This window comes from Aneurinibacillus sp. XH2, assembly GCF_001439585.2.
In the GTDB taxonomy this organism is placed as follows: domain Bacteria; phylum Bacillota; class Bacilli; order Aneurinibacillales; family Aneurinibacillaceae; genus Aneurinibacillus; species Aneurinibacillus thermoaerophilus.
Genome location: NZ_CP014140.1, coordinates 138,465 through 160,812, shown reverse-complemented (window position 1 = coordinate 160,812; position 22,348 = coordinate 138,465). Strand labels below are relative to the sequence as shown.

23 protein-coding genes are annotated in these 22,348 nt (G+C 44.8%); 1 reads left to right on the top strand and 22 read right to left on the bottom strand.

Annotation, left to right across the window (positions count from 1 at the left end; all coding sequences use genetic code 11):
• Nucleotides 1–213 precede the first annotated feature (213 nt).
• The 8 genes from hutH to ACH33_RS00750 all read right to left on the bottom strand — a co-directional run bounded on the left by hutH (nt 214) and on the right by ACH33_RS00750 (nt 7,727).
• Nucleotides 214–1,728: a histidine ammonia-lyase gene (gene hutH, locus ACH33_RS00785; RefSeq protein ID WP_057897291.1), complete on the bottom strand. Its 1,515-nt coding sequence runs from the start codon at nt 1,726–1,728 to the stop codon at nt 214–216.
• Nucleotides 1,729–1,857: 129 nt separating this feature from the next.
• On the bottom strand, nt 1,858–2,316 hold the full coding sequence (gene hutP / locus ACH33_RS00780) for a histidine utilization transcription antiterminator HutP (protein ID WP_057900196.1): 459 nt from the start codon (nt 2,314–2,316) through the stop codon (nt 1,858–1,860).
• 130 nt (nt 2,317–2,446) lie between these two features.
• Nucleotides 2,447–3,085 (bottom strand): M20/M25/M40 family metallo-hydrolase, encoded by a 639-nt coding sequence (locus ACH33_RS18430; protein WP_236781996.1) that lies wholly within the window; start codon nt 3,083–3,085, stop codon nt 2,447–2,449.
• A gap of 7 nt (nt 3,086–3,092) precedes the next feature.
• The gene (locus tag ACH33_RS18965; protein ID WP_057897289.1) at nt 3,093–3,404 is read right to left on the bottom strand and encodes a hypothetical protein; all 312 of its coding nucleotides are present in this window, start codon (nt 3,402–3,404) and stop codon (nt 3,093–3,095) included.
• Nucleotides 3,405–3,531: 127 nt separating this feature from the next.
• On the bottom strand, nt 3,532–4,995 hold the full coding sequence (locus tag ACH33_RS00765; RefSeq protein WP_236781937.1) for an efflux RND transporter periplasmic adaptor subunit: 1,464 nt from the start codon (nt 4,993–4,995) through the stop codon (nt 3,532–3,534).
• A gap of 27 nt (nt 4,996–5,022) precedes the next feature.
• Entirely contained in the window at nt 5,023–6,546 is a 1,524-nt protein-coding gene (locus tag ACH33_RS00760) for a DHA2 family efflux MFS transporter permease subunit (protein WP_057897287.1), read from the bottom strand.
• A gap of 18 nt (nt 6,547–6,564) precedes the next feature.
• Entirely contained in the window at nt 6,565–7,218 is a 654-nt protein-coding gene (locus tag ACH33_RS00755) for an HlyD family secretion protein (protein WP_057897286.1), read from the bottom strand.
• Between the two features lie 68 nt (nt 7,219–7,286).
• Nucleotides 7,287–7,727 (bottom strand): MarR family winged helix-turn-helix transcriptional regulator, encoded by a 441-nt coding sequence (locus ACH33_RS00750; protein ID WP_057897285.1) that lies wholly within the window; start codon nt 7,725–7,727, stop codon nt 7,287–7,289.
• A 111-nt stretch (nt 7,728–7,838) separates the two neighbouring features.
• Between ACH33_RS00750 and ACH33_RS18960 the strand changes: the two genes are divergently transcribed.
• The gene (locus ACH33_RS18960; RefSeq protein ID WP_139184955.1) at nt 7,839–8,129 is read left to right on the top strand and encodes a hypothetical protein; all 291 of its coding nucleotides are present in this window, start codon (nt 7,839–7,841) and stop codon (nt 8,127–8,129) included.
• 29 nt (nt 8,130–8,158) lie between these two features.
• Here ACH33_RS18960 and ACH33_RS00745 read toward each other — a convergent pair whose 3' ends face one another.
• From ACH33_RS00745 to ACH33_RS00680, 14 genes are all read right to left on the bottom strand, one after another.
• A complete protein-coding gene (locus tag ACH33_RS00745; protein WP_057897284.1) occupies nt 8,159–8,893 on the bottom strand; it encodes a glycerophosphodiester phosphodiesterase in 735 nt (244 codons plus the stop codon).
• A 121-nt stretch (nt 8,894–9,014) separates the two neighbouring features.
• The gene (locus tag ACH33_RS00740) at nt 9,015–10,334 is read right to left on the bottom strand and encodes an ABC transporter substrate-binding protein (protein WP_057897283.1); all 1,320 of its coding nucleotides are present in this window, start codon (nt 10,332–10,334) and stop codon (nt 9,015–9,017) included.
• A gap of 27 nt (nt 10,335–10,361) precedes the next feature.
• Nucleotides 10,362–11,168, bottom strand: coding sequence for a carbohydrate ABC transporter permease (locus tag ACH33_RS00735; protein ID WP_057900195.1), 807 nt, complete (start codon nt 11,166–11,168; stop codon nt 10,362–10,364).
• Nucleotides 11,169–11,213: 45 nt separating this feature from the next.
• Nucleotides 11,214–12,152 (bottom strand): carbohydrate ABC transporter permease, encoded by a 939-nt coding sequence (locus ACH33_RS00730; RefSeq protein WP_057897282.1) that lies wholly within the window; start codon nt 12,150–12,152, stop codon nt 11,214–11,216.
• The gene (locus ACH33_RS00725; RefSeq protein ID WP_057897281.1) at nt 12,153–13,226 is read right to left on the bottom strand and encodes an ABC transporter ATP-binding protein; all 1,074 of its coding nucleotides are present in this window, start codon (nt 13,224–13,226) and stop codon (nt 12,153–12,155) included.
• A 16-nt stretch (nt 13,227–13,242) separates the two neighbouring features.
• Nucleotides 13,243–13,905, bottom strand: coding sequence for an HAD-IA family hydrolase (locus ACH33_RS00720; RefSeq protein WP_057897280.1), 663 nt, complete (start codon nt 13,903–13,905; stop codon nt 13,243–13,245).
• Entirely contained in the window at nt 13,877–14,482 is a 606-nt protein-coding gene (locus tag ACH33_RS00715) for a glycerol-3-phosphate responsive antiterminator (RefSeq protein WP_057897279.1), read from the bottom strand. Before ACH33_RS00715 ends, ACH33_RS00720 begins: the two co-directional genes overlap by 29 nt.
• A 250-nt stretch (nt 14,483–14,732) precedes the next feature.
• Nucleotides 14,733–16,412, bottom strand: coding sequence for a M20/M25/M40 family metallo-hydrolase (locus ACH33_RS00710; protein WP_057897278.1), 1,680 nt, complete (start codon nt 16,410–16,412; stop codon nt 14,733–14,735).
• Nucleotides 16,413–16,430: 18 nt separating this feature from the next.
• Nucleotides 16,431–17,831, bottom strand: a complete 1,401-nt coding sequence (locus ACH33_RS00705) for an alanine/glycine:cation symporter family protein (protein ID WP_057897277.1) — start codon at nt 17,829–17,831, stop codon at nt 16,431–16,433.
• A 321-nt stretch (nt 17,832–18,152) separates the two neighbouring features.
• Nucleotides 18,153–19,133 carry a peptide-methionine (R)-S-oxide reductase MsrB gene (gene msrB, locus ACH33_RS00700; RefSeq protein ID WP_057897276.1) on the bottom strand — a complete coding sequence of 327 codons (981 nt, stop codon included), beginning with the start codon at nt 19,131–19,133 and terminating at the stop codon, nt 18,153–18,155.
• Between the two features lie 142 nt (nt 19,134–19,275).
• Nucleotides 19,276–19,677: a secondary thiamine-phosphate synthase enzyme YjbQ gene (locus tag ACH33_RS00695; RefSeq protein WP_057897275.1), complete on the bottom strand. Its 402-nt coding sequence runs from the start codon at nt 19,675–19,677 to the stop codon at nt 19,276–19,278.
• Nucleotides 19,678–19,704: 27 nt separating this feature from the next.
• Nucleotides 19,705–20,550: a DUF72 domain-containing protein gene (locus tag ACH33_RS00690; RefSeq protein WP_057897274.1), complete on the bottom strand. Its 846-nt coding sequence runs from the start codon at nt 20,548–20,550 to the stop codon at nt 19,705–19,707.
• Between the two features lie 3 nt (nt 20,551–20,553).
• Nucleotides 20,554–21,501, bottom strand: coding sequence for an SDR family NAD(P)-dependent oxidoreductase (locus tag ACH33_RS00685; RefSeq protein WP_057897273.1), 948 nt, complete (start codon nt 21,499–21,501; stop codon nt 20,554–20,556).
• A gap of 28 nt (nt 21,502–21,529) precedes the next feature.
• Nucleotides 21,530–22,117 (bottom strand): TetR/AcrR family transcriptional regulator, encoded by a 588-nt coding sequence (locus ACH33_RS00680; protein ID WP_057897272.1) that lies wholly within the window; start codon nt 22,115–22,117, stop codon nt 21,530–21,532.
• Between the last annotated feature and the right edge of the window lie 231 nt (nt 22,118–22,348).

The following is a 22,348-nucleotide window of genomic DNA, read 5'->3' as shown; positions in this document are numbered from 1 at the left end:
TAATATTGGCTGTCCTAATTTGATCATACTATAATTAATTGATAATTGCAAATATTTTATTAATTAATTAACATTCATCATTTAGACCCTTAATATTTAGGAAAATAGACTTCAATATCCTTAATTTTTTAATTTATAGATAAACAAAGAACATAAATACAAGAGAAAAAGCGATTCATCCCCCACCTATAGAGGAAGGAGACTTCTCGCTACTTATATAAAAAATGTCGTTCCCACCATAGTTTGTACGGGTGTCTGAAGCAAAAAATTAGTCACTGCTTCGATGTCTTGCGCAAATACGCGATCTTCACTAATTGGCGCCGTAACTGCGCGGGCCATGGCATGAAATTTTCTGGTTTTCGTTGCCATCTTCTCAACCCCATGATATTCGGCTGCCTGCAATGCGCAGATTAATTCAATCGCAAGCACCCGGCGGCAGTTTTGTATAATCTGATAAGCATGGCGTGCTGCAATTGTCCCCATACTAACATGATCTTCCTGGTTGGCCGAAGACGGAATAGAATCGACGCTCGCCGGGTGTGCCAGCGTTTTGTTTTCCGAAACAAGTGAAGCAGCACAGTATTGCAAAATCATCGCACCTGATTGCAGTCCGGGTTGCGGACTTAAAAAAGCTGGCAAGCCGCTTAATTGTGGATTAACCATCCGCTCAATCCGGCGTTCGGAAATATTAGCCAGCTCCGCGACAGCCATTTTTAGAAAATCCATCGCCAGCGCAATCGGTTGCCCATGAAAGTTCCCTCCAGAAATCACCTGCTCCCCGTCTTGAAAGACGAGCGGATTGTCCGTGGCGGCGTTCATTTCAATTTCTAACTTTTCTTTCACATACCCAAGCACCTGCCAAGAAGCGCCGTGAACCTGTGGGATGCAGCGCAATGAATACGCATCCTGCACGCGCAATTGACCTTGTCTTGTCGTTAGTTTGCTATCCGCAAGATAGTCACGCATCCGCGCCGCAACCGCTACCTGTTCCGGATACCCACGCGCGACATGCACTTCTTCGGCAAACGCGTCCATGATACCACGCAGTCCTTCCATCGTTACGGCGGCAATAAGTTCCACCTGATAGGCAAGCTGTTCCGCTTCGAGATAAGCAACTATACCCATGGCCGTCATAGCTTGCGTTCCATTAATTAGCGCCAGCCCTTCTTTGGCTGTCAAAACAAGCGGCTGAATGTTTTCTGCCTTAAGGGCTACGGAAGCGGGAACGATTTGCCCTTTGTAAAACACGTCACCTTCCCCAATGAGCGCAAGTGCCAAATGGGATAATGGAGCCAGGTCGCCGCTCGCGCCAAGCGAACCTTGTTGTGGAATAACCGGATGGATTCTACGGTTGAGAAAGGCAAGCAAGCTGTCAATCACTTCCCGACGCACGCCAGAGTACCCCTTTAAAAGTGCGTTCGCCCGCAGCAAGAGCATCGCCCGTGATACCACTTCCGGAAATGGTTCGCCAGTTCCACACGCATGGCTACGAATGAGATTTAGCTGCAATTTCTCCACATTTTTCGGATCAATCAACACGTCGCTTAACTTGCCAAATCCCGTGTTAATACCATAGGCAATTTTATTTTCTGCCACGATTTTTTCCACCGCACGTCGACTCGCTTCCACCCGCTGCAAGCTTTCCGGCGACACTTCTACCTGTTCAAACTCATACAGAATACGTTGCGCCTGGGCTAGTGTTAAAGAATAGCCGTTCAATTTGACCATACGCTTCACTCTCCTTTTCAAAATAAACAAAAAGGGAGCCACATATGCCTAAATAAAGCGATAAAACCGCTTCTTAAGCAATATGCAGCCCCCTATTATCTGTTTGCTATGGGCTTTCTAAATTCTTATTCAAATGTGATTGATTCCAAGTCCCAGCGTCTCGTGCTCCAGTCCGCGAACCGGTGCACCGATCGTGCCGTACAGCGCCACGGCGATCCACTCACCTTCTCGCTCACTATCATACGGACATCCCCGTACAATCGCAAAATTTAATCCTACAGTCCGAAGTACAGTGCCAAGCTGGACCTGGCCACGGGTAACGCCCTGCATCGCTTCGATGATGGCATGGTATAGCGCATGTGCCTCACGGTAAAACGAGCCGTCGATAATCTGCTCCTTTTTGGCGGCAGTTTCAATAGCGGCCACCACTTTATGAGCGTCCATAGAACCAACTTTTCCCCTACAATACTGATAACCTAACTTCTCTAACCTGGCAAGGGAAAAATCTTCTGCTTCAAACTCGTCTTCTTCCAGCAACGCCAACTGCATTGCCATCTTGCCGATGCGATGCTCAATACGTAAAGACACGTCTTCACCACTCACTAACTATAACGATCTGCTACTATACTAATATATAAATATGTCAGAAAATAGTCAATGTTTACACACAAAACTTTTTACACCTACGCTTGCTAATCTTTTCCCACACTGTCTCACATTATTTTTTCGGTTCTTTTATATGCGTGAGCAACTCGATTAAGAGAATCGAAAATGTGTGCAGACGCTCCTCCATTCTACCTGGGAACTGTGAACGGATAAAATTCAAACTATCTTTCTCAGGATTATGCCATATAGCCCCATGCTTTTCCGTTTGAACATAACCATCCTGATCACCCAGCGCCCAGTTTGTCGCTTCAAAATAAGCGAACGGGATTCCTAGTTTCTTAAATGCCGCATGGTCGCTCCAATCACCCGTCGAACCTTTCGGATATTCAGGATTAAGACCCGGATTGGTTTCCACGTTCAGTTTCTTTTTCTTTGCAAGGTCCAGCGCCTGATCGCGCACCCAACCGTCTTCGCCTTCATCCCCGTATACATACATCTTATCCCCAGCGATCAAACTATCCAAATTCACCATGGCTACCGTATTTTGTATTTCTTTCGGAGTCATTTGAGAAGTGTAATACTCAGAACCTTTCGTGCCGATTTCTTCAGCCCCGAAGAAAACAAACGTTAGCGTGTAAGGCATTTTCTTATGTTGAAAACTCTCAATGGCTTCCAATATTACGCCCACGCCGGAACCATTATCATCGACTCCCTGTACGCCTTTTACCGTATCGTAGTGAGCTCCTACAATGATTTGCCTATCTGATTCCCCTATTTTTTTCGCAATAATATTCTGCGAAACAATCGTTTCCCCCGCTTCTGTTCGTTGTTGTAAATGTTTGAATTTCTGGATGCAAGCCTAACTTTCTCAACACTTCTACAATATACTGTGCCGCCCGCTTCTCATCTTCCGTGCCAGCTACCCTATCGACAATTTGCGTCGCCAGGTTAAAGATATGATCGGCAGCGATAGTACCTGGTTCTGTCTTCGATTTTGCCGTTGCCAGCGGAACAAACGAAATAAATACAAGTATCAAACAACATAGAAGAACAAATTGCTTTTTGATCATCTTTCCCCCTCCTACCCCTCTCAAAATATGACTCTATTATATTTTTGTATAAAAATGTTGTAAATAGAATATTAATACAAATAAAAAGACCCAATCCGCAAGGAAAAGATTGGGTCTTTTTACATATTTAATGCTGTATTTCAATTTTGGTTTGATCGGCCAAAAGCGCCACATTATTAACGATCACTGTGTCATTTTTCCGTAAACCGGACGTAATCAGCGCTTCCGCTCCCTTTTCAGCCCCTTCCTTCACTTCCACTCGTTTTGCCTTATCGCCTTCTGCTACGTACACATAGGTTTTTCCATTTTCTTTTACAATAGCAGAGGATGGGATAACAATGCCTTTTTGCGAGCCGGGAGCAATTAAGCGAACGTCAGCGAGCATGCCCGCTTTCAGCTTCACATCCGGATTCGGTACCGTAATCTCTACAGGATATCCTTTTCCTTTTTCATCAAGTGGGCTAATATTCTTCACCGTGCCTATCGTTTGGAAATTAAACGCCTTTGCCTTTACCTGAACCTGGCTTCCCGGCTGTATACGGTTTATCTGATCAGCCGGGAAATATGTCAGAATCCGAACTTCGGACAGATTGGCCACGACAAGCACAGGCGCCTGCGGGGAGACCATCTCACCGATTTCTGCTTTTTTCGCACCGATAATTCCGTCGATCGGCGAAACGACAGTCGCGTCGTCAAGCATGTCGCGTGCTGAAGCAGCCGCGACTTGCGCCTGCTTCAACGCCTGACGGCTTGCTTCAATTCCCGCTTCACTTTGCGCTACATCAACCTGTTTTTGGGCATTTTCATAGCCGCTGATTGCATTTTGATAACTTGCTGTTGCATTGTCATATGCCTTCTGCGCAGTGGCCAGCGCTTTTTGGGCTGCTCCCAATTTCTCTCTAGCATTCGCGCGTGCAATTTCTGCGCTCCGATGCGCCGCTTCCGCATTGACAAGCGATGTTTCCGCTTGTTCCAGCTGCGCTTTGGATACAGCCCCTTGTTCGAACAATTGAGCAATGCGGTCACGGTTTGCCTTCGCATCATGCAGAGCTTGCTCTGCTTTAATGAACGAAGCGTCCGCATCTTTTACCGCGTTAGCGGTCTGCTCCAACGCACTTTTAGCCTGTGTAACAGCTCCCTGCGCCTGAATCATGCCGTTTTTCGCCTGTAACATTCCGTTTTTCGACTGTACAGCACCGCCTGTTGCCTGAACCACACCTGATTTTTGCGCCATCTCCGCCGTTTGAATCCCTGCTTCCGCCGCTGATACAGCAGCTTCCGCTTTCCGTACAGCGTTTCGTAACTCTTTATCTTCCAATTTAAACAGTACCTGGCCCTTTTTGACCCGCATGCCAAGTTCTACCGGCATCTCAGCAATTTTCCCCGCGATTTTCGGTACGATATTAACTTGCTGCTCCGGAAGCACAGTACCTGTGAATATCTCTCCTGTACCAAGCACACCTTCCTGCGCTTGCGCCACTTTCACCGGGACTACGGTTTCCGGGCTTACAGCTTCTTTCGCGCTGGTTGTGCATCCCGCCAGCGCGAACGCTCCAAGCAACAGGCAGGCTACTGCCTTTGTTCGTCTCATTTTTTTCATCCCTTCTCCCTTTCTTTGTTATCCTTGTTTTGTCATCTGCGCCTGTGGCAACTTCTTTTTTTGTTTAAACAAAAATACAAGCGGAATAGCAATAAACAGAGGTATAGAAGAAATCAAAAACGTATCAGCAATACTCCACGCTGTCGCTTCACGCTGTATAATCCCTACAAGTGTCGGAATACTATTTACACCGAGGCTTTCCTGTGCGGTTTGAAACGCTACCGTATTGATAGATTCGGTAATATGCTCGGCATGCTCGGCTGCTTTATGTTGCATAATAGCTGTCAATACCGCAATTCCAAGTGAAGCCGCTACTTGCCTAATAAGATTGGAAACTGCGGATGCATTCCCAACCTGATGCGGAGCTACGGCATTCATTCCGGCAGTGGAAAGCGGCATCATACAAAGCCCAATGCCAATGCCGCGAATGGTAAGCACAGTCTCAAGCCATTCTTGCGGCGTGTTGACAGTTAAACGATGAAGCTCGTACGTCATTACGCTCAAAATCGTAAGACCGACAAATCCTAAGGGAATGACTCCGACTTTATCAAATAATTTTCCGGCTATAGGCATCATGACCGCCATCGCGATCGATTGTGGAATGAGCAAAATTCCTGTATCAATAGCGGATATCCCCTGAATGTTTTGCAGGAAAATTGGGGTCAAAAACACGCCGCCAAATAATCCGATAGTTACAAGGCTAGCAGAAATTACACTCAGCGTATACGTAAAATTTTTAAATAAACTTAAATCGATGATCGGATCTTCTTTTCCGGTCTCAACCCACAGTAAGAAGACAAGCGCCCAAAAAGAAATAAACATCAAAGCCACAATTTCAAATGAAGTCCAACCTTTCGTCTGACCGTTACTGAGCGCATATAGCAGTGTTCCTGCTGAAATCGCTGTAAGTACAAAACCGAGCGTATCAAAGGATTTGCCTTCGACTTTTTCTGTCTCCTGTAACAAAACAGATATGAGAAAAATCGCCAGAAGCGCCACTGGAATATTAACAATGAATAAAGAGCGCCAATTGAACCACTCGATTAAATATCCACTCAATGTCGGGCCGACCGCAGGAGCTACCATGGCGGAAATCCCCCACAGTCCAAGCGCCATGCCAATTTGGTTACGCGGAATGATTTTATAAATGATCGACATGCTAAGCGGCATAATCACACCGCCGCCAAGTCCTGCAATCACACGTCCAGCAATTAATGACGTATCGCTCCAGGCCAGTGCGCAAAACAATGTTCCGGCGGTAAACACGCTTAGCGAAATGATAAAAAACTTCTTGTAGCCAAGCCTGTCTCCCATATATCCGCTAATCGGAATGATCACACCGGACGCCAGCATATAGCCTGTTAATACCCATTGGATTCGTTCTGTCGTCGAACCGAGATCGTTCGTCAACTTAGGAATGGCCACATTAATGAGACTATTGTTCAAAATAGCAACGAACGCCGCAACAATAATGGCAATAAAAGCAACCCAATTCGTACCGGATGATTCGGCTGAAGGAGCGGCAGAACCCTGCGTACTCACATTTATTCCCCCTCCCCGTTATGTAATATGAACTTTGATCTCCACGTTCGTTCCCGGTATGAGTTCTACGGCATCAGGCTTATCAATACTGATTTCAACCGGAATTCGCTGTGTTACTTTATTGAAATTACCGCTTGCGTTCGTCGCGGGAATTAAAGCAAATGTGGAGTTTGAAGCCTTCCCTATTTTTCTTACTTTTCCTGTAATCGTTTTGCCATTTGCCGCATCAAGCGTAATGTCCACCTTTTGTCCAGGATGTATTTTAGAGATATCTGTTTCCTCAATATTAGCTGATACATAAAGATGTTTGAAATCCATCATCACCGCTACTGGCTGGCCGGGAGCTCCCATCTCATGCTCTTTGGCGAAAACCTTAACAACTACACCGCTAATCGGTGCGCGCAACACGGAGCGACTTACCATACTGGGGTCCATATTCGCAGGATCTTGCTCCGCAATGGCGTCATTTTCTTGTACAACATCTCCTTCTTCGACATGAATCCGCATTATTTCCCCGGCAATTTGCGGCATAATTCGATACTGGTCTCCCTGAATGCGCGCATCTTCTGTTTTAACATAGTGTGTTCCCTGGTACCAGTAGTAATAACCGATACCGCCCCCACTGATCAACATTGCTAAAAGAAGAATCCATAGTAACATCTTTCGCTTCATTTTTTTCCCTCTTTCCTTTTGATTTCTCTTTCTAATATTTTGGATGCGAAATATCCTTGCAAAAATTTTTATTTTTTTTCTTTTATTTTCTCTTTTAGGCGATCAGCCAATAATTGTAGAGCGTTAACAATATTTTTTATCTCGTCTTCCGAAACCCCTGCAAATATTCCGTCAAAATAGTCGTCCCGAAGCGCAGGAACTTCTCTACAAAGAGCTTTTACCTTTTCCGAAAAGAACACCCAGACAACGCGACGATCTTTCTCATCCCGTACCCTACGAACATATCCGTTCTCCTCCAAACGATCTACGATACCAGAGACCGTGCTGTTCGACAGGCAAAGTTGCCGACTAATATCAGAAATACGCTGCGGCTCATCTTTCAGGCAACGCAAAACAAGAAACTGCGGTCCCGTTATATTAAAAGCCGCTATTTCGCGCGACAAAAGCTCAAAGGTCATCTGATTAATCTGACGAAGTAGTAGACGAATTTGCTTGGACGCGTTCTGCATGTCTGGCTCCTTTCACATAAAAATATTTCTTTCACAAATATTTTCTATACGAAATACACATATAAGATTATAGCAGTCACGCGAAGAATTACAAGATAAAAGTTTATAAAAATGGGGGCAAACGATACAGAACTCCGAGAGGTTGGTTCTTATTTATGTATGTTTTATAGCTTTGATAAAGTATTGATAAACAACACGCCTCTTCTTCCTGTACACCCTTTTGATTTTCCTCCTAGCACTGCTGAAAGCAAACGCAAAACATCGACTGCAACTGTCTCCATCTCCAAACAGATTAGATGTTTTGCAGACGCCGCTTTTACCGAAGCAGTATGGACAAATAATACATCCTTGCGGAAAATCAATGAATCCCAGGAAGAAGAGGCATATTTGTCAACAATCTAAGACTCTGTCCAAACTACGCAGAGCTTCTTTTAATTGGCCGTCGTTTTTTTCAAGGCAATCATACGTTCTGGATGATTGGTGCAAATCTGTAACTGCGGATGAAATCCTAACAAATGTTGAATGTCATCCGGTTCATCTACCGTCCAGGCAATGACGGTATATCCTGCTTCAATCATTTCTATTACGAAATCTTTCGTTACATACGGATACGGCATCGAAAGAATAGTCGCGCCGGTTTCCGCGAGCTGCTCGCGTATCAGCCTTGGTTTGCCCCCGAAAATCAATCCTTTTTTCAAAGCGGGAGCAAGCGCATGAACCCGCTTAATTGCGTCATGATCAAAAGAAGTAATATACACTTCCTGTTCCATTCCGTATTTATAGATAAGCTCTACCACTTTTTCTTCCAATCCTGGATATCTATCACCGGCAGCCTTCAGCTCAATATTTATCTCTAATTTACCACGGACTTCCGTAAGCACCTCCTCGAGCGAAGGAATATGCTCGCCTTTAAAAGATTCGTCAAACCATAGACCAGCATCCATCTGCTTTAGTTCTTCCCATGTATAATCTTTAACCGAACCCCCAGCTTTTACTGTACGTCCTAACACAAAGTCATGCATCAGCACAGGTACCCCGTCTTTTGAAAGCTGCACGTCAATTTCAATTGCTTGAATATCAGGATACTGCAGCGCGAGACGGACAGCTGCCATCGTATTTTCCGGTGCTTTTCCTGACCAACCCCGATGAGCAATACAAACATTCATTTGTTCTTCTCCTCTCTTCTTTTACTATGATATAAACATCAAAATACCCAAAATGATAGATACAGGATAGGGAGGGTTCGTTCGCTCTCCCCATCCTGTATTTACGCATCATTTAGTCATTTTATTTCTTCAGCGTTTTTTGTGCTTTCTTCACAGCCGTCTCTAGCGCTTCATCAACGGTTGCTTGTCCGAGCATGGCGCGCTGAAGTTCGCTCATAATAATCTCTTGCAACTCTTTGTATCCCGGCACCATCGGACGCGGCTTCGCATATTCAAGCTGATCGACTGCTACTTTCAGATTCGGGTCTTTTTTGTATGCTTCTTGCATTTCCGGCGATTGCACCGCTTCCGTTGTTACCGGCATATAACCGGAAGCAAGCGACCATTTAATCGTCTGTGGTGTATCGCTCATCCACTTGATAAACTCCCAGGCGGCTTTCTTCTCTTCATCCGAAGATTTCGCCAGCATGACCAAGTTAGCGCCACCCGTGGGCACGCCGTAGCTCTTGGCCGCCGGCAGGAATGCCGCCCCTACATCAAACGAAGCGCTGGATTTTAATGTTTGCAAATCGCCTGTAGAAGTAAAAATCATGCCTACTTGCTTGTTTAAGAAATCCTGTTTCGCTACATCCCATGCATTGTACTTTTCTCCCGGAGGATTTTTCATAATTCCTTCTTTCACCATGTCGCTCCAAAGCTTTAGCGGCGCTTTCCCAGCTTCATTGTTAATGGTAAGCTTTTTGCCATCTTCGCTTAGAATATTGCCTCCGTTCTGGAATACCAACGCTTCATAGAACCAAATATCAATCGGAGTGGAAAAACCGTACGTCTTTGTTTTATCGCCTTCCTTCTTCGTGAGAGCACGCGCGTATTTCACCAGCTCATCCCATGTCTTCGGACCAGACGGATCAAGGTTCGCTGCTTTCAACATATCACGGTTCACATACAAAAGAGGAGTCGAACGGTTAAACGGAATCGCATACAGCTTATCTTTCCAGTAAGAATTCCCCATCAGGCCCGGAATGTATTTCTTCTCCACCCCCTGTGTGTACGGCGTCAAGTCTTCCAGTACCTTCGCATCGGCAAACGCGCCCACGGACGCGATTTCTACCATCGTTACATCAGGCTGGTTACCCGCGGCTACCGCGGAAAGCACTTTGGCATGGTTTTGATAGTAATCCCCTTGGTAAGCGGGTTTGACTACAATATTTTTGTGAGTAGCGTTAAATTCTTTTACCATCTCTTCAATGACTTTGCCGTTTTTGCCTCCCAGAGCATACCAGAAATCAATCTCCACCGGTTTGCCTTCACCGGAACCGGCAGCCTGTTCCCCTTCCGCCGAGCCATCCGTTTTTGAAGCAGTTTGTCCCGAACAGCCCGCAAGTATAAGCGACATACTTAACAGCAACATCAGAAAAATACTGGCCCACCTTTTTTTCATACCTGACTTCCTCCCGGATTCGTAAAGTTATTTGGATTGATATACAAACGCGCTAATGATATGGCGTTGTGCAAAAAAGAAAATAACAAGAATCGGAATCACTAGAATCATATTGCCAGCCATAATGATATGCCACAGGGTGTCTCCTTCGGTCGATTTCAACATGGAAATGCCGACGGGCAACGTGCGCGCCTGTTCGCTATTGGTCATAATGAGCGGCCAAAAATAATCGTTCCAGTGATAGATGAAGCTAAACAATCCGAATGTAACAAGCACCGGCTTAGCCATCGGCACCATAATTGTCCACATGATTTTCCATTCACTGGCGTTATCCAAACGGGCTGCTTCAATAATTTCATCCGGCACCTGCATAAACGACTGGCGCAACAGAAAAATACCAAATGCGCTCGCCCCATATGGAAGAATGAGCGACCAAAGTGTATTTACAAGGTCCCATTCACTCATAAACACATAAATAGGTAAAAAAATTACCTGCGGCGGAATCATGAGCGCAATAAGCGTCAGGCCAAACAACATGTTGCGCCCTTTAAACCGATACCTAGCAAACGCATAGGCGGCCGGTACAGCGGTTAATAGCTGAAAGATGAGAATCGTAAGCGTAACAATTAGGCTATTTACCAGATAAGTAAGAAACGGACCCGACTTCCAGGCAATGGAAAAGTTCACAAATTGCCATTTCTCCGGCAGAAATGACGGTGGAAACCGGAACACTTCCGGCAACGTTTTAAAAGCGGTCAGCGCCATCCAAAGAAAAGGAAAAACAAAAACAAGCGCGATTGCAAGCAAAAGTATCCATTCAATCATTTTCCGCATATAAAGACCAAGAGAATACACCCTATGCTCCCCTTTCCTCCGGGTTTACCGATAATGAACCCGCCGGGACATAAAAGCAAAATGAAGCAATGTTAACAACCCGACAAGCAAGAGCAAGACGACAGAAGCAGCCGAAGCGAGACCACCATTGAAGAAATCCATCCCCTGCTCATAAATATAAAACACAAGCATGTTCGTGCTGTTCACCGGTCCTCCCTGCGTCATAATAGCGATCGTATCAAACGCCTGAAATGAAGAAATCGTGTTAATGATGAACAAGAAGAAAATTGTTGGCGAAAGCATCGGAATCGTAATTCTCCGCAGCGTCTGCAAGCGCGAAGAACGGTCAAGGGCTGCCGCTTCATAAATATCTTTCGGAATGCTTTGCAGACCGGCGATAAACACGATCGTGTTATAGCCGACTATTTTCCATACGCTAACAAGGACAAGGGACAAAAGCGCGCTCTTCGTATCGCTCAACCATGTATAAGCAGGCAACCCTACCGCTTTCAGCATCGCATTTAACAGTCCATACTGCGGATCCATCATCCACATCCACAGCATGGAAATTGACACAAGCGAAATAATATGCGGGCTAAAAATCGCACCCTGAATCACGCCGTATATTTTCGCTTTCCTGTTCAGCCATAATGCCAGCAAAAAGGCAAGCCCAAGCCCGAGTATCACCGTAAGCGCAGTGAACACCGCCGTGTTTACAATAACCTGATGAAAGTCTTTCTCCTGAAACAAGTCCTGAAAATTCGCCAATCCTACCCATTCTTTTTCTTCCAAATTCAATAGCGACCAGTCGTGAAAACTCAAATAGATCATGTAGCCAATCGGATAAAAGAAAAAAATTACAAAAAACAGAAAGGCAGGTGTCAAATATACATAAGGCCACCATCTTTCCCATTGCCGCACCGGAGACAATACCCGAACCGTCGACTTCCAAACTTTCGGTTTTGCTACCGCTTCATTTTGCATCTATGCAATCCCTCCAACAAGGGCATTTCTAATTCCCCGCACTTGTTCTCCAGTCATCCGTATACCGGTTTCTTTATGGAAGAAGTATAAATGCTTGGCTTCAACCGATACTCTCACACTTGTACCGAGCTCGATAATGCTCTCCGCGCTCCCTTTCACTACAATACGCTCCTGATTAACCTGAACATAATACAGCATTTCCGAACCGAGAATCTCACGCGAAACGAGCGTTCCTTCAAACGTTAAGCCTATATCTAGCACGGTCGCCTGCCCGTTCCTGTTCTGAACATCGATTTTTGCTTTTTCCGGACGAAAACCAACCACGCAGAAAGGATGGTTGCGAATTTTCACAATATTCATAGGTGGCGAACCGATAAACTGGGCTACAAACAAATTTTCCGGCATCGAATATAAATCGATAGGTGAAGCCACCTGCTGGATCTTCCCTTGATTCATAACGACAATCTGATCGCCCATCGTCATGGCTTCCACCTGATCGTGCGTGACATAAACAAACGTGGTGCCCATTTGCTTATGCAACGCTGTTAATTCTACGCGCATCTGGTGGCGCAGCTTAGCATCCAGATTGGATAAAGGTTCATCCATCAAAAACACTTTCGGCTTTTTCACCATCGCCCGCGCCAACGCAACTCGCTGCCGCTGTCCACCGGATAGCTGGGACGGTTTGCGCTTTAAATACTCAGTCAAACCAACTACTTCAGCGATTTCTTCAACCAGCTTTTTTGTTTCTGTACGAGACACGCCGCGATTGCGAAGACCAAAGCCGATATTGTCAAACACGCTCATGGTCGGATATAACGCATAATTTTGAAAAACCATGGCGATATCCCGCTTGCCGGGCGACACATCGTTTACCATTTGATCGCCGATCCAAATTTCTCCCGACGTTACGCTCTCCAAACCGGCAATCATACGCAACGTCGTCGACTTTCCACACCCGGAAGGACCAACCAGCACTGTAAATGAACCATCGGGAATTGTGAGATTGAGCCTTTCAATAACTGTCTGGCTTTCATACTGCTTGGTAACCTGTTTTAACATGACCTGTGTCATAGCGGCGCACGTCCTTTCATTTCGCTTTTTCCAGCACAAGCTCGCTTACAAGATCGCCAAAATTTAAAAAATAATAATCTGGACAAACGGTTACTCCGTGTTCCATACCATACCAATTCATAAAAATAGCAGCGACACCCGCTGCTCTAGCGGCCAATAGGTCATACTTGCTATCACCAATAAAAGCCGTCTCATGTAAATCGGCGCTCAATTCCGCTACCGCCCGTAGAACCGGTTCGGCAGAAGGCTTACCAGCGGCTACATCGTCCAAAGTCACAATCGAATCAAATAGTGGAAAAATACCCGCTATGTTTAATCCGCGCATCGTGAAATCGCGCTGTTTATTGGTTACAATGCCAAGTTTGCAGCCGAATGCCTTCAACTGTTGAAGCCCTTCAGCAACTCCGGGAAATAAGCGAACTGTCCGATCATGATGAGCGTCCATACGCTTGAAATAATACTGAAGTATCTGCTCCCTGGAATAAAAGCTTCCCAGCGCCTTATCGATCACATCCAAAAAATCGTCGAACGATTCCCCAAATCTGGCCAATATTTCTTCTCTCGTAAATAGTCCCGGAACATACGCTTCAGCCGTAGCATATACGGCGTCAATAATCGGATCGCGACTGTCTAGCAACGTCCCATCCAGGTCAAACAACAGGTACCGGAAGTGGCTCATTAGCTATCTCCTCCTTCCATAAATGATGATTTCCCATAGAAACGGCAATCGCTCCGCAGCGCAATGCCTGTACCATCTGTCCCCTATTCTTCAACAATCCTCCGGCGATAATGGGAACTTCAATATTCCTACGGAATTCAGCAATAAATTCCGGCAATAACGCAGGCATAATTTCTACCACATCCGGTTCCGCCTCTTTTACGGATAAAAAACCGGACTTAATCGCATCGCTATCAACGAAGAACAGGCGCTGAATGGTTAACAGCCCGTGCTTTTTTGCTTGCTTTACAAGATTATTGCGCGTTGTAATAATCCCGTCAGGTTTTACGCACCGGGCCAGAAATGCGATCCCTTCCTTATCCTGACTCATTCCGCCGATGCGCTCCGGATGGACAAAGACAGGAATACTATGCGCTTTGTAAATTCGTACATAATGAGCAATATTACCGACATCGCCGATAGACAAAACGACAGCACCCACATCGGCATGCAACGCCTTTTCCAGCGATTTTGGTTCTTTGACTGAAGCAATCTTTTTCACTTTGGAAAGCCTCATGTAAAGTTCGGTTCGGTTCACGCTATGCCTCCTTTCAAAACAAAAAAACCTTAAATAGAATTACAGAACAGGGGAAATGCCGATGTCGCAAATCTGCCGACCTTTCTCGTAAGTTCTATTTGAGGTTTCTCCAAGACTCCAACCTTTCTTTATTTACTTGTTACTTTAGAAGATACAACAGCATTGTTATCCTAAAATAAATAAACCATTAAAAAATTGTAAAAAACACCCACCTATTTTTGAAATAGGCGGGTGCTCTATCGCAATGATTTTATTCACTGCCTACAGGTTCCGCTTTGCGGCTTAGCAGCCTGCATGTAACGGCACGAATAAGACCAGGCAAAACGCCAAATGTATAAGGTTTGTATACACGTTCCGTCCATTTGTGACCATCTTTTCCGTATACACCAATATTGACGGATGAAATGTTAAGGCTGCGAATTTCATTTACCGGTACCGGATAAATATTCTCCCATTCCGGAAAATTCTTAATCAACGAAAGAATCTCTTCATCCGTCTCATGTAACGACAGAAAACTTCCATCTGCAAGATATGGAAAGAACTTCTTGAGTGCGAATTTTTCGCCTGTTTCTTTCTCCACCACTTTCAACACCTCACGGACTGCCTCAAGCAACTCGCGATCCCGCTCTTTGTCCGTGTTCAAATAATTGTGCGGCAAATACGGAGGGGCGTAGAAAATAATCACGCGCGCTTTTTTCTCCGAGTCCATGTTTTGCAGAGCCTCTACAATCTTAAAGCATAGCATGCGCGGCTCCATATCCTTATTCTGCTCCCACACTTCTCTTGCCTTCTGTTCCGGGTTCATTCCTTTTTCGGCTAGCTCTTCCATATATTCTGCAAGGCTGGTCACTTCAATATTCCATGATAGTGATTTAGCAGGAAGACCGGTACGGATCAGAAATTCTTTATAATTTCTGGATAATTTCTCCTCCACTTCACGAGTAGCTTCCACGGCAATATCTTTTAGCTTGTCCATAACTTCTTTCGCCGTTAACTCATAAATAAAGTAGTTAAAATAAAGATAACTGCTAGTCGCCGTCTGTACGTTATATACCTCCTTATTATCGCGTTGATAGAGGCATGAAGGCGGCAATACGAGTTCTCCCTCAATATTCTCGGTTAACTCTACATTATTGTGAATACGCCGTGTAATCTCCGCCGCGATTACATTCGGATCGATACCGGAAAGGGTATCCCCTACGTGCGCCTCCCGCCCGTAAATATAAAAGCTTGGCAACAGTTTGCCTGCCGCTCCCGTATAAATGTAGCGATGATGATCACCGTCATATAATGGCGTAATAAAGTCATTGTTAATGGCCATCACGAAATCCAGACCCTGGTGCCGCTTAAGGCGCTCCAGTTCCGAAATCGCCGTTATAACACCTTTATGTTGGCTTTCCTCGTCCGGATTTAGCATCAATAACACATTGCCCGAAAGTTCTTCGCGGTGCTCCGTAAAATACAGTACGTTTGCCAGATGGACAGCGATTCCGCTCTGCATGTCCACCGATCCTCTGCCGAACAGCCAATCGCCAGATTGCGCATCTTTCTGCACATCCTTATCCCGTTCATATCCAGAAAAAAACTCGGCCAATTCATCCGGCTTCAACGCATATTGTTTCATCACCCCGAAATCTTCAATTCCTACAGTATCAATATGCGAATGATAAATAATGGTTTGTTTTTCATCAGAAAGCCCTCTGACAAGAGCGAAAATATTTTTGCGTCCCAACGAGTCATTCGGGATTTTCTGCTCCCAAACATTTTCAGGATGCTCCTGGAAGTATGGAAAGCTTAACAACACATCTTTGATAAAATCCGCAATCTCTACTTCTCCAATGGTTCCGTTAATGCTTTTGATACCGACGAGCATCCGGGTTAATGTTTCAACTCTATCAAACATGTTCATGGAACGAAGCTGTGTATACATTTGATGTCTCTCCTTTGTTTATTGCGCTTCCTTTATCATTTGTCTCTCTTCTTCCGCTTTCTTATTTCTTGGCCTATTCAACTTTGTAAAATAATCTCTAGTAATTGCTCGCACTTCTCCGCTTAAGAACAAGACGGCGATAAGGTTCGGTACAACAATGAGCGCCAGTAGCAAATCAAGAAATTGCCAGATAAATTGCAGGCCGCCGACAGCGCCTACCATAATCGCACCGATATATACAAGGCGCATAATCTTAGAAAATGCGGTACCAAACAAATATTCCGCTTGCTTCTCACCATAATATACAATGACGATAACCGTTGAGATAACGAATAGGAACAGGACAATGGAAAGAAGCATATTGGCCAGCGAGGGACCAAAGATTTGTCCAAACGCTTCCGCCACCATAGAAGAAGCCTGCTCCGCTTTCAACGTTTTCCACGTTCCGGAGGTCAATACGATAAGCGCGGTCATCGTGCATATAATCATCGTATCTACGATAACTTCAAAAATGCCCCACATTCCCTGTTTGGCAGGGTGATCCGTCTTAGCGCTTGCGTGAGCGATAGGCGCTGTTCCCATTCCCGCTTCATTAGAATAAATGCCGCGTGCCAGGCCCCATCGGATAGCGGCAGCGATACCCGCACCCGCAAAACCACCCACGGCGGAAATCGGGATAAAAGCGTGCGTAAAAATTAGTGCAAACGCTTCCGGAATATGTTTTGCATTATAAATAAGCACAAGCAAAGCTCCAATTAAATAAATGGAAACCATAAGCGGCACAAGCTTTTCTGTAACTTGTCCAATTCTCCTAATCCCTCCGTATGTGGCTAACGTGACAACCGCCATCACCCCAATTCCCGTCGCCCATAACGGAACATCAAATGAGTTTTTTACCAGCGTAGAAATCGAATTGGTCTGCACCATCGTACTTGCGGCAATTTCCAGCATCAATCCGAAGGCGAACAACCAAGCGACAAATCGCCAGCGAAGCCCTTTTTCAATGTAATACATCGGACCGCCAACCCAATCGCCTTCTGCATTTTTTTGCCGGTACTTAACACCAAGCACGACTTCCGAATATTTCGTAGCCATACCGATAAACGATACAATCCACATCCAAAATACGGCACCCGGACCGCCAAGGACGATAGCAACCGGCACGCCGACAATATTCGCAGCTCCCACTGTAGAAGCCAAAGCGGACGTTGCGGCTTGAAATGGTGTCACTGAGCCTGGTTCATCGCTCTTCTTAAACATCTTTCCAAATGTTTGTCGCAGAATATGCGGCAAATAACGAATTTGAAAAAATCCTAAGCGAAACGTGAGAAAAAGCCCGCCGCACAGCAGCAACAAAATCATGGGTAGACCCCATATCCATTCCGTTACTGCCCCGATAATTTCCGTTACACTTTTCAAACAGTATCGCCCCTCTTTCCGTCTCTCTTGGTAAATAATAATATAATTACCAATTTAATATAATTTTTTATTGTCAATATAAAATTCAAGCAATAATAATGCCAAATTATGAATAAATATACTATGCAATAACAGGAAAACAGGAAAAATTTTTCAAAAAATATTTTACATTCATTTTTTTAATTTACTTACTTACTGTGATTATGCAAAATTATTTTTCTTATGAAAAAACTATTTACATTCGTTATATTATTTTGCACAAGAAAAATGCGCCTTCAAAAGGCGCAATGCAATTATACTGTATCGTGCTGCGGGGGGCGGCTATTCTTTTTTCTCAAACAGGCTTACATACTGGCCGTATCCTTCTTTCACCAACTCTTCTTTGGGGATAAACCGAAGCGCGGCAGAATTAATGCAATAACGTAATCCCGTAGGCGCAGGGCCGTCATCAAATACATGGCCCAAGTGCGAATCAGCGCCTTTACTCCGCACTTCGGTGCGAATCATAAAGTGACTGTAATCCGGCTTTTCGACGATATTTTCTTCATGTAGCGGTTTTGTAAAACTCGGCCAGCCGCAACCGGAATCGAATTTATCAAGCGAACTGAACAGCGGCTCTCCAGACACGATATCCACATAGATGCCCTCCCGCTTGTTGTCCCAGTATTCATTGCGGAATGGCGGCTCTGTGCCGTTGTTCTGGGTAACTTCATACTGCATCGGAGTTAACCGCTTCTTTAACAGGTCTTTATCCCGCTCTTTGCTCCAGTGCTTCTCGATAAACGCTTCACGTCCAGAACCGCGGCGATACATTTTGTAGTGCAACGGATTTTTCTTATGGTAATTTTGATGGTATTCCTCCGCCGGATAGAATGTCGAAGCCGGAAGAATTTTCGTTACGATCGGCTTATCAAAGCGGCCGCTTTCTTCCAACGCTTTTCTAGATGCTTCCGCTTTCCTTCTTTGTTCTTCGTTATGATAAAAGATGGCGGTCTGGTACGACTGTCCCCGGTCGTAGAACTGGCCGCCCGGATCGGTCGGATCAATCTGGCGCCAGTAAATATCCAACAGTTTCTCATACGGAAATACATCTGGTTCAAACGTAATTTGCACCGCTTCATAGTGTCCGGTTGTATCGGAACATACCTCTTCGTATGTCGGATTTTCCTTATGCCCGCCTGTATAGCCAGATACAACTTTGATAATGCCAGGCATTTCTTCAAATGGCGATACCATGCACCAAAAACAACCACCTGCGAACGTCGCAAGTTCGTAACGTTTCTCGTCCGTATTGCTACTCATACGATTTATCACCTCATTCGCTGATATCCATGTTTGAAAAACGGAGGTTCTTCTGCGCCATGTTCAATTCTTTTTTTCTCTTTTTATAATAAGCCAAGGGTGCTGCTTTCAAAAGCGAGGCAGACTCTGAAATGCGCTACCGTCAGTCTTTTTGAACTTTCACATAACAAGTACGACGGCGTGGGCCGTCAAATTCGCAGAAATAAATACCTTGCCATGTGCCGAGTATTAGATTTCCGTCCGCCACCAGCACAGTCTGCGACGCCCCCATCGTGCTCGCTTTCAAATGAGAAGCAGAATTGCCTTCCGCATGCCGATACTTTGAATGTTCCCACGGATATACTTCATCAAGGCGCATCAGCATGTCATGCACCACATCCGGGTCTGCATTTTCATTAATTGTAATTCCCGCTGTCGTATGTGGACAATATACGATCACCATTCCGTCACGTACATTTTCTTGTTCGATAATCTTACGTACCCGATCCGTAATTTCAATAAATTGATCACGCTGTGACGTTCTCAATTCAAGTTTATGTACCATATTTTTCACCCCTTCAAATTAACATCTTTAAAAAAACTTTAACTGGCGTGGGCCTAACCAATCGTATTCTACCCCAAGAAGCTCCATCAGTTCTTTCGCATTATCGGCAGCATCGCCGCCGGAATTATTATTGAATATGACACAAATTTCCTTCGTTTGCTTTTGCAGCAATTCCAGTTTTTCTTTCCATTCCTTTAGCTCTTCCGTGCTATAACGGTACAAATATCGCACCTCCCGCCAATTCGGTTGTCCGCTACTATGCCAACCCGCCGCATTGCGGCCATGAAATCGCACAATTGTTACATTCCTGTCTGTAGCATGCAACACAGTCGGAACCGAACCAACGCCTGCCTGCGGCTCGTCACAGATACTATGAATCCAGCCGTCCTTCTCCATAAATGCGAGCGTTCGCTCCCGCATTTTCGGCGCAAACCAACTTTGGTGCCTGAACTCAAGCGCTACCGGAATATCTTCCATCTTATCTTTGGTATACCGGAGAATATCCACATTTTTGCGGGTACAATCAAACCATGGAGGGTATTGGAACAGTACCGCTTTTAATTTACCTGCTTCCCTTAACGGCACAATCGAATTTTTAAACGCGTCAAACATTTCACCGATGCTTTCAAACGGATTCTCACCCCTTAAATGTCCAGTCATCCCCTGGTACGCCTTTACGATAAAAGAGAACCCCTGAGGCGTATCTTCCGCCCATTTTACATAGTTCTTAACTGGTTGCACAGCATAAAATGAACTGTCCACTTCTACAATCGGAAAATGAGTACTGTATACCTTCAGCTTATCCCGACTCAATATTTTCTGAACGTATAAATGATCATGATCCCCCCAACCGGTTAAGCCAATCAAAATCATCGCTTATGTTCGTACTCCCTTCATAAAACTCAATGTTTGCCTTATTCCTTCTTCATAGGAAGTTTTCGGCAATGGCCCGATATGTTTCTCATATTTTGCACCCGATAAAACAACCGGCTCTTCCGTTAAATACATCATTTCTCTTACTTCCCACATCATCCTGCTAAATAAACCGGCCAATGTTATCATTCCTCTGCCAATCGTGCCGACCTTCCGGCTATAGCCAGTTATCTCTTTCACAATAGAAATAATTTCGCGTCCAGAAATCACACCGTACCCTGGAATATTCCAGTTTTGCCCGTAAGCATCTTCCCTGAGCGCCAGTTCTACCGTTGCTTTCGCTCCATCCGGAGTGAAAATATATTCTCTCTTTACGTTCTGATTTCCTACAAATGCAGCCTTTTTTCCAGCAACCATTGACTCCAGCGTATAGGAAAGGAGAGTGTTGGTAGCATTCGGACCATAAAAATCAGGAAAATGAACGATTAACGCCGGAATTCCCTGACGATGCGCGTCCTTCGCCATGTGATCGATTTGCAGGCGAATGTTGCCTTTTTTCGTATGCGGTCGCTTCGGATATTCTTCAGTAATCGGTTGACCGTTTCCTCGGCCATATGCATAAATATTGTCAATCAGTACGATTTTTGAGCAGTTAGCAGCAGCTGCTTCCACGACATTTCGCATAATGGTAGGGTGTCCTTTTTCCCACTCATGATACGGAACACTCACTGTGTGAAAGATTACTTCAACTCCTCTCCCCGCTTCTTTAACATCTTCCACCTGATACACATCTCCTGACATAATCGTAACTTGTTCCATATGTCCGAACAGCTTTTCTAACTTTTCCCTTGTTCTTGCAAAAGCTACCGTTTCAATTCCCCGAGCCACCAATTCATGGACGAGCGCGTACCCCATTCCGCCTGAAGCTCCTAATACAAGCGCTTTTTTCATAAATTAGCCTCCTTTTATTGACCACTGTTCAATTATTGTTAAAAAACAATCCCAAGCCTTTGAGCAAAAAACCGACATGCGCTTTCGCCATCGTTTCTACATCAGCAAACGTCTGACCTGACCTGCAATAATGGGAAACAAAACCGTGCAATGACAAAAACAACGACCAAATCTTGGTGCTATCCGCACGGCCATCACTCAGCTTATGCACTAAATCCGCAAATTTATTGTAGCTTATCGTCGGTTCCTGACACAGATAATGATTCACTTCATCATCTTTTATCAAAAACATAATTTCATAATGGCTCTGATGGGTAAATCCGAACTCGATAAAACCAAGCAATACTTCCTCTAGCTTCTCCAGAGAATGGCCTGGCTTTCTCATGATCGTCTCTAGCTTCTTATCAAGCAAAGAAAAATACTCTCTTACAAGCGCATAAAAAAGTTCAGCCTTATTCTGAAAATGATAATAAATCGAACCGTGGCTATAGCCTAGTTCTCTTGCAATTTGCCGCATGGAAACGTTCCGGTACCCATGCGTAACGAACAATTCCCTTGCCACGTCTAAAATTCGTTCTCTTGTCAATTCCTGTTCGACCGCTTTTCTGGCTGCCAAATGATCACCCCACCATTAATTGACCACTGTTTAATTATATAAAAAACATACCATCTTTCCCCTCAATCCTCAAGATTTTAATAGAGATTCAGGGCAAAAAGCGCGAATTTTGTGCGCTAAGCCACCTTCAGACTAAAACATTGCCGAAAACGTCTATTTTCCACAGATAAACCTGCAAAACAGTCGTGGAACAAGACAACTGTTATATTGTTATCTTGTATTGTTATACTT

Coding starts and splice junctions, on each gene's coding strand:
- hutH (WP_057897291.1), bottom strand. CDS start 1,728: ATGGTCAAATTGAACGGCTATTCTTTAACACTAGCCCAGGCGCAACGT.
- ACH33_RS18965 (WP_057897289.1), bottom strand. CDS start 3,404: ATGATCAAAAAGCAATTTGTTCTTCTATGTTGTTTGATACTTGTATTT.
- ACH33_RS00765 (WP_236781937.1), bottom strand. CDS start 4,995: ATGAGACGAACAAAGGCAGTAGCCTGCCTGTTGCTTGGAGCGTTCGCG.
- ACH33_RS00755 (WP_057897286.1), bottom strand. CDS start 7,218: ATGAAGCGAAAGATGTTACTATGGATTCTTCTTTTAGCAATGTTGATC.
- ACH33_RS00750 (WP_057897285.1), bottom strand. CDS start 7,727: ATGCAGAACGCGTCCAAGCAAATTCGTCTACTACTTCGTCAGATTAAT.
- ACH33_RS18960 (WP_139184955.1), top strand. CDS start 7,839: ATGGGGGCAAACGATACAGAACTCCGAGAGGTTGGTTCTTATTTATGT.
- ACH33_RS00745 (WP_057897284.1), bottom strand. CDS start 8,893: ATGAATGTTTGTATTGCTCATCGGGGTTGGTCAGGAAAAGCACCGGAA.
- ACH33_RS00740 (WP_057897283.1), bottom strand. CDS start 10,334: ATGAAAAAAAGGTGGGCCAGTATTTTTCTGATGTTGCTGTTAAGTATG.
- ACH33_RS00735 (WP_057900195.1), bottom strand. CDS start 11,168: ATGCGGAAAATGATTGAATGGATACTTTTGCTTGCAATCGCGCTTGTT.
- ACH33_RS00730 (WP_057897282.1), bottom strand. CDS start 12,152: ATGCAAAATGAAGCGGTAGCAAAACCGAAAGTTTGGAAGTCGACGGTT.
- ACH33_RS00725 (WP_057897281.1), bottom strand. CDS start 13,226: ATGACACAGGTCATGTTAAAACAGGTTACCAAGCAGTATGAAAGCCAG.
- ACH33_RS00720 (WP_057897280.1), bottom strand. CDS start 13,905: ATGAGCCACTTCCGGTACCTGTTGTTTGACCTGGATGGGACGTTGCTA.
- ACH33_RS00710 (WP_057897278.1), bottom strand. CDS start 16,412: ATGTATACACAGCTTCGTTCCATGAACATGTTTGATAGAGTTGAAACA.
- msrB (WP_057897276.1), bottom strand. CDS start 19,133: ATGAGTAGCAATACGGACGAGAAACGTTACGAACTTGCGACGTTCGCA.
- ACH33_RS00695 (WP_057897275.1), bottom strand. CDS start 19,677: ATGGTACATAAACTTGAATTGAGAACGTCACAGCGTGATCAATTTATT.
- ACH33_RS00690 (WP_057897274.1), bottom strand. CDS start 20,550: ATGATTTTGATTGGCTTAACCGGTTGGGGGGATCATGATCATTTATAC.
- ACH33_RS00685 (WP_057897273.1), bottom strand. CDS start 21,501: ATGAAAAAAGCGCTTGTATTAGGAGCTTCAGGCGGAATGGGGTACGCG.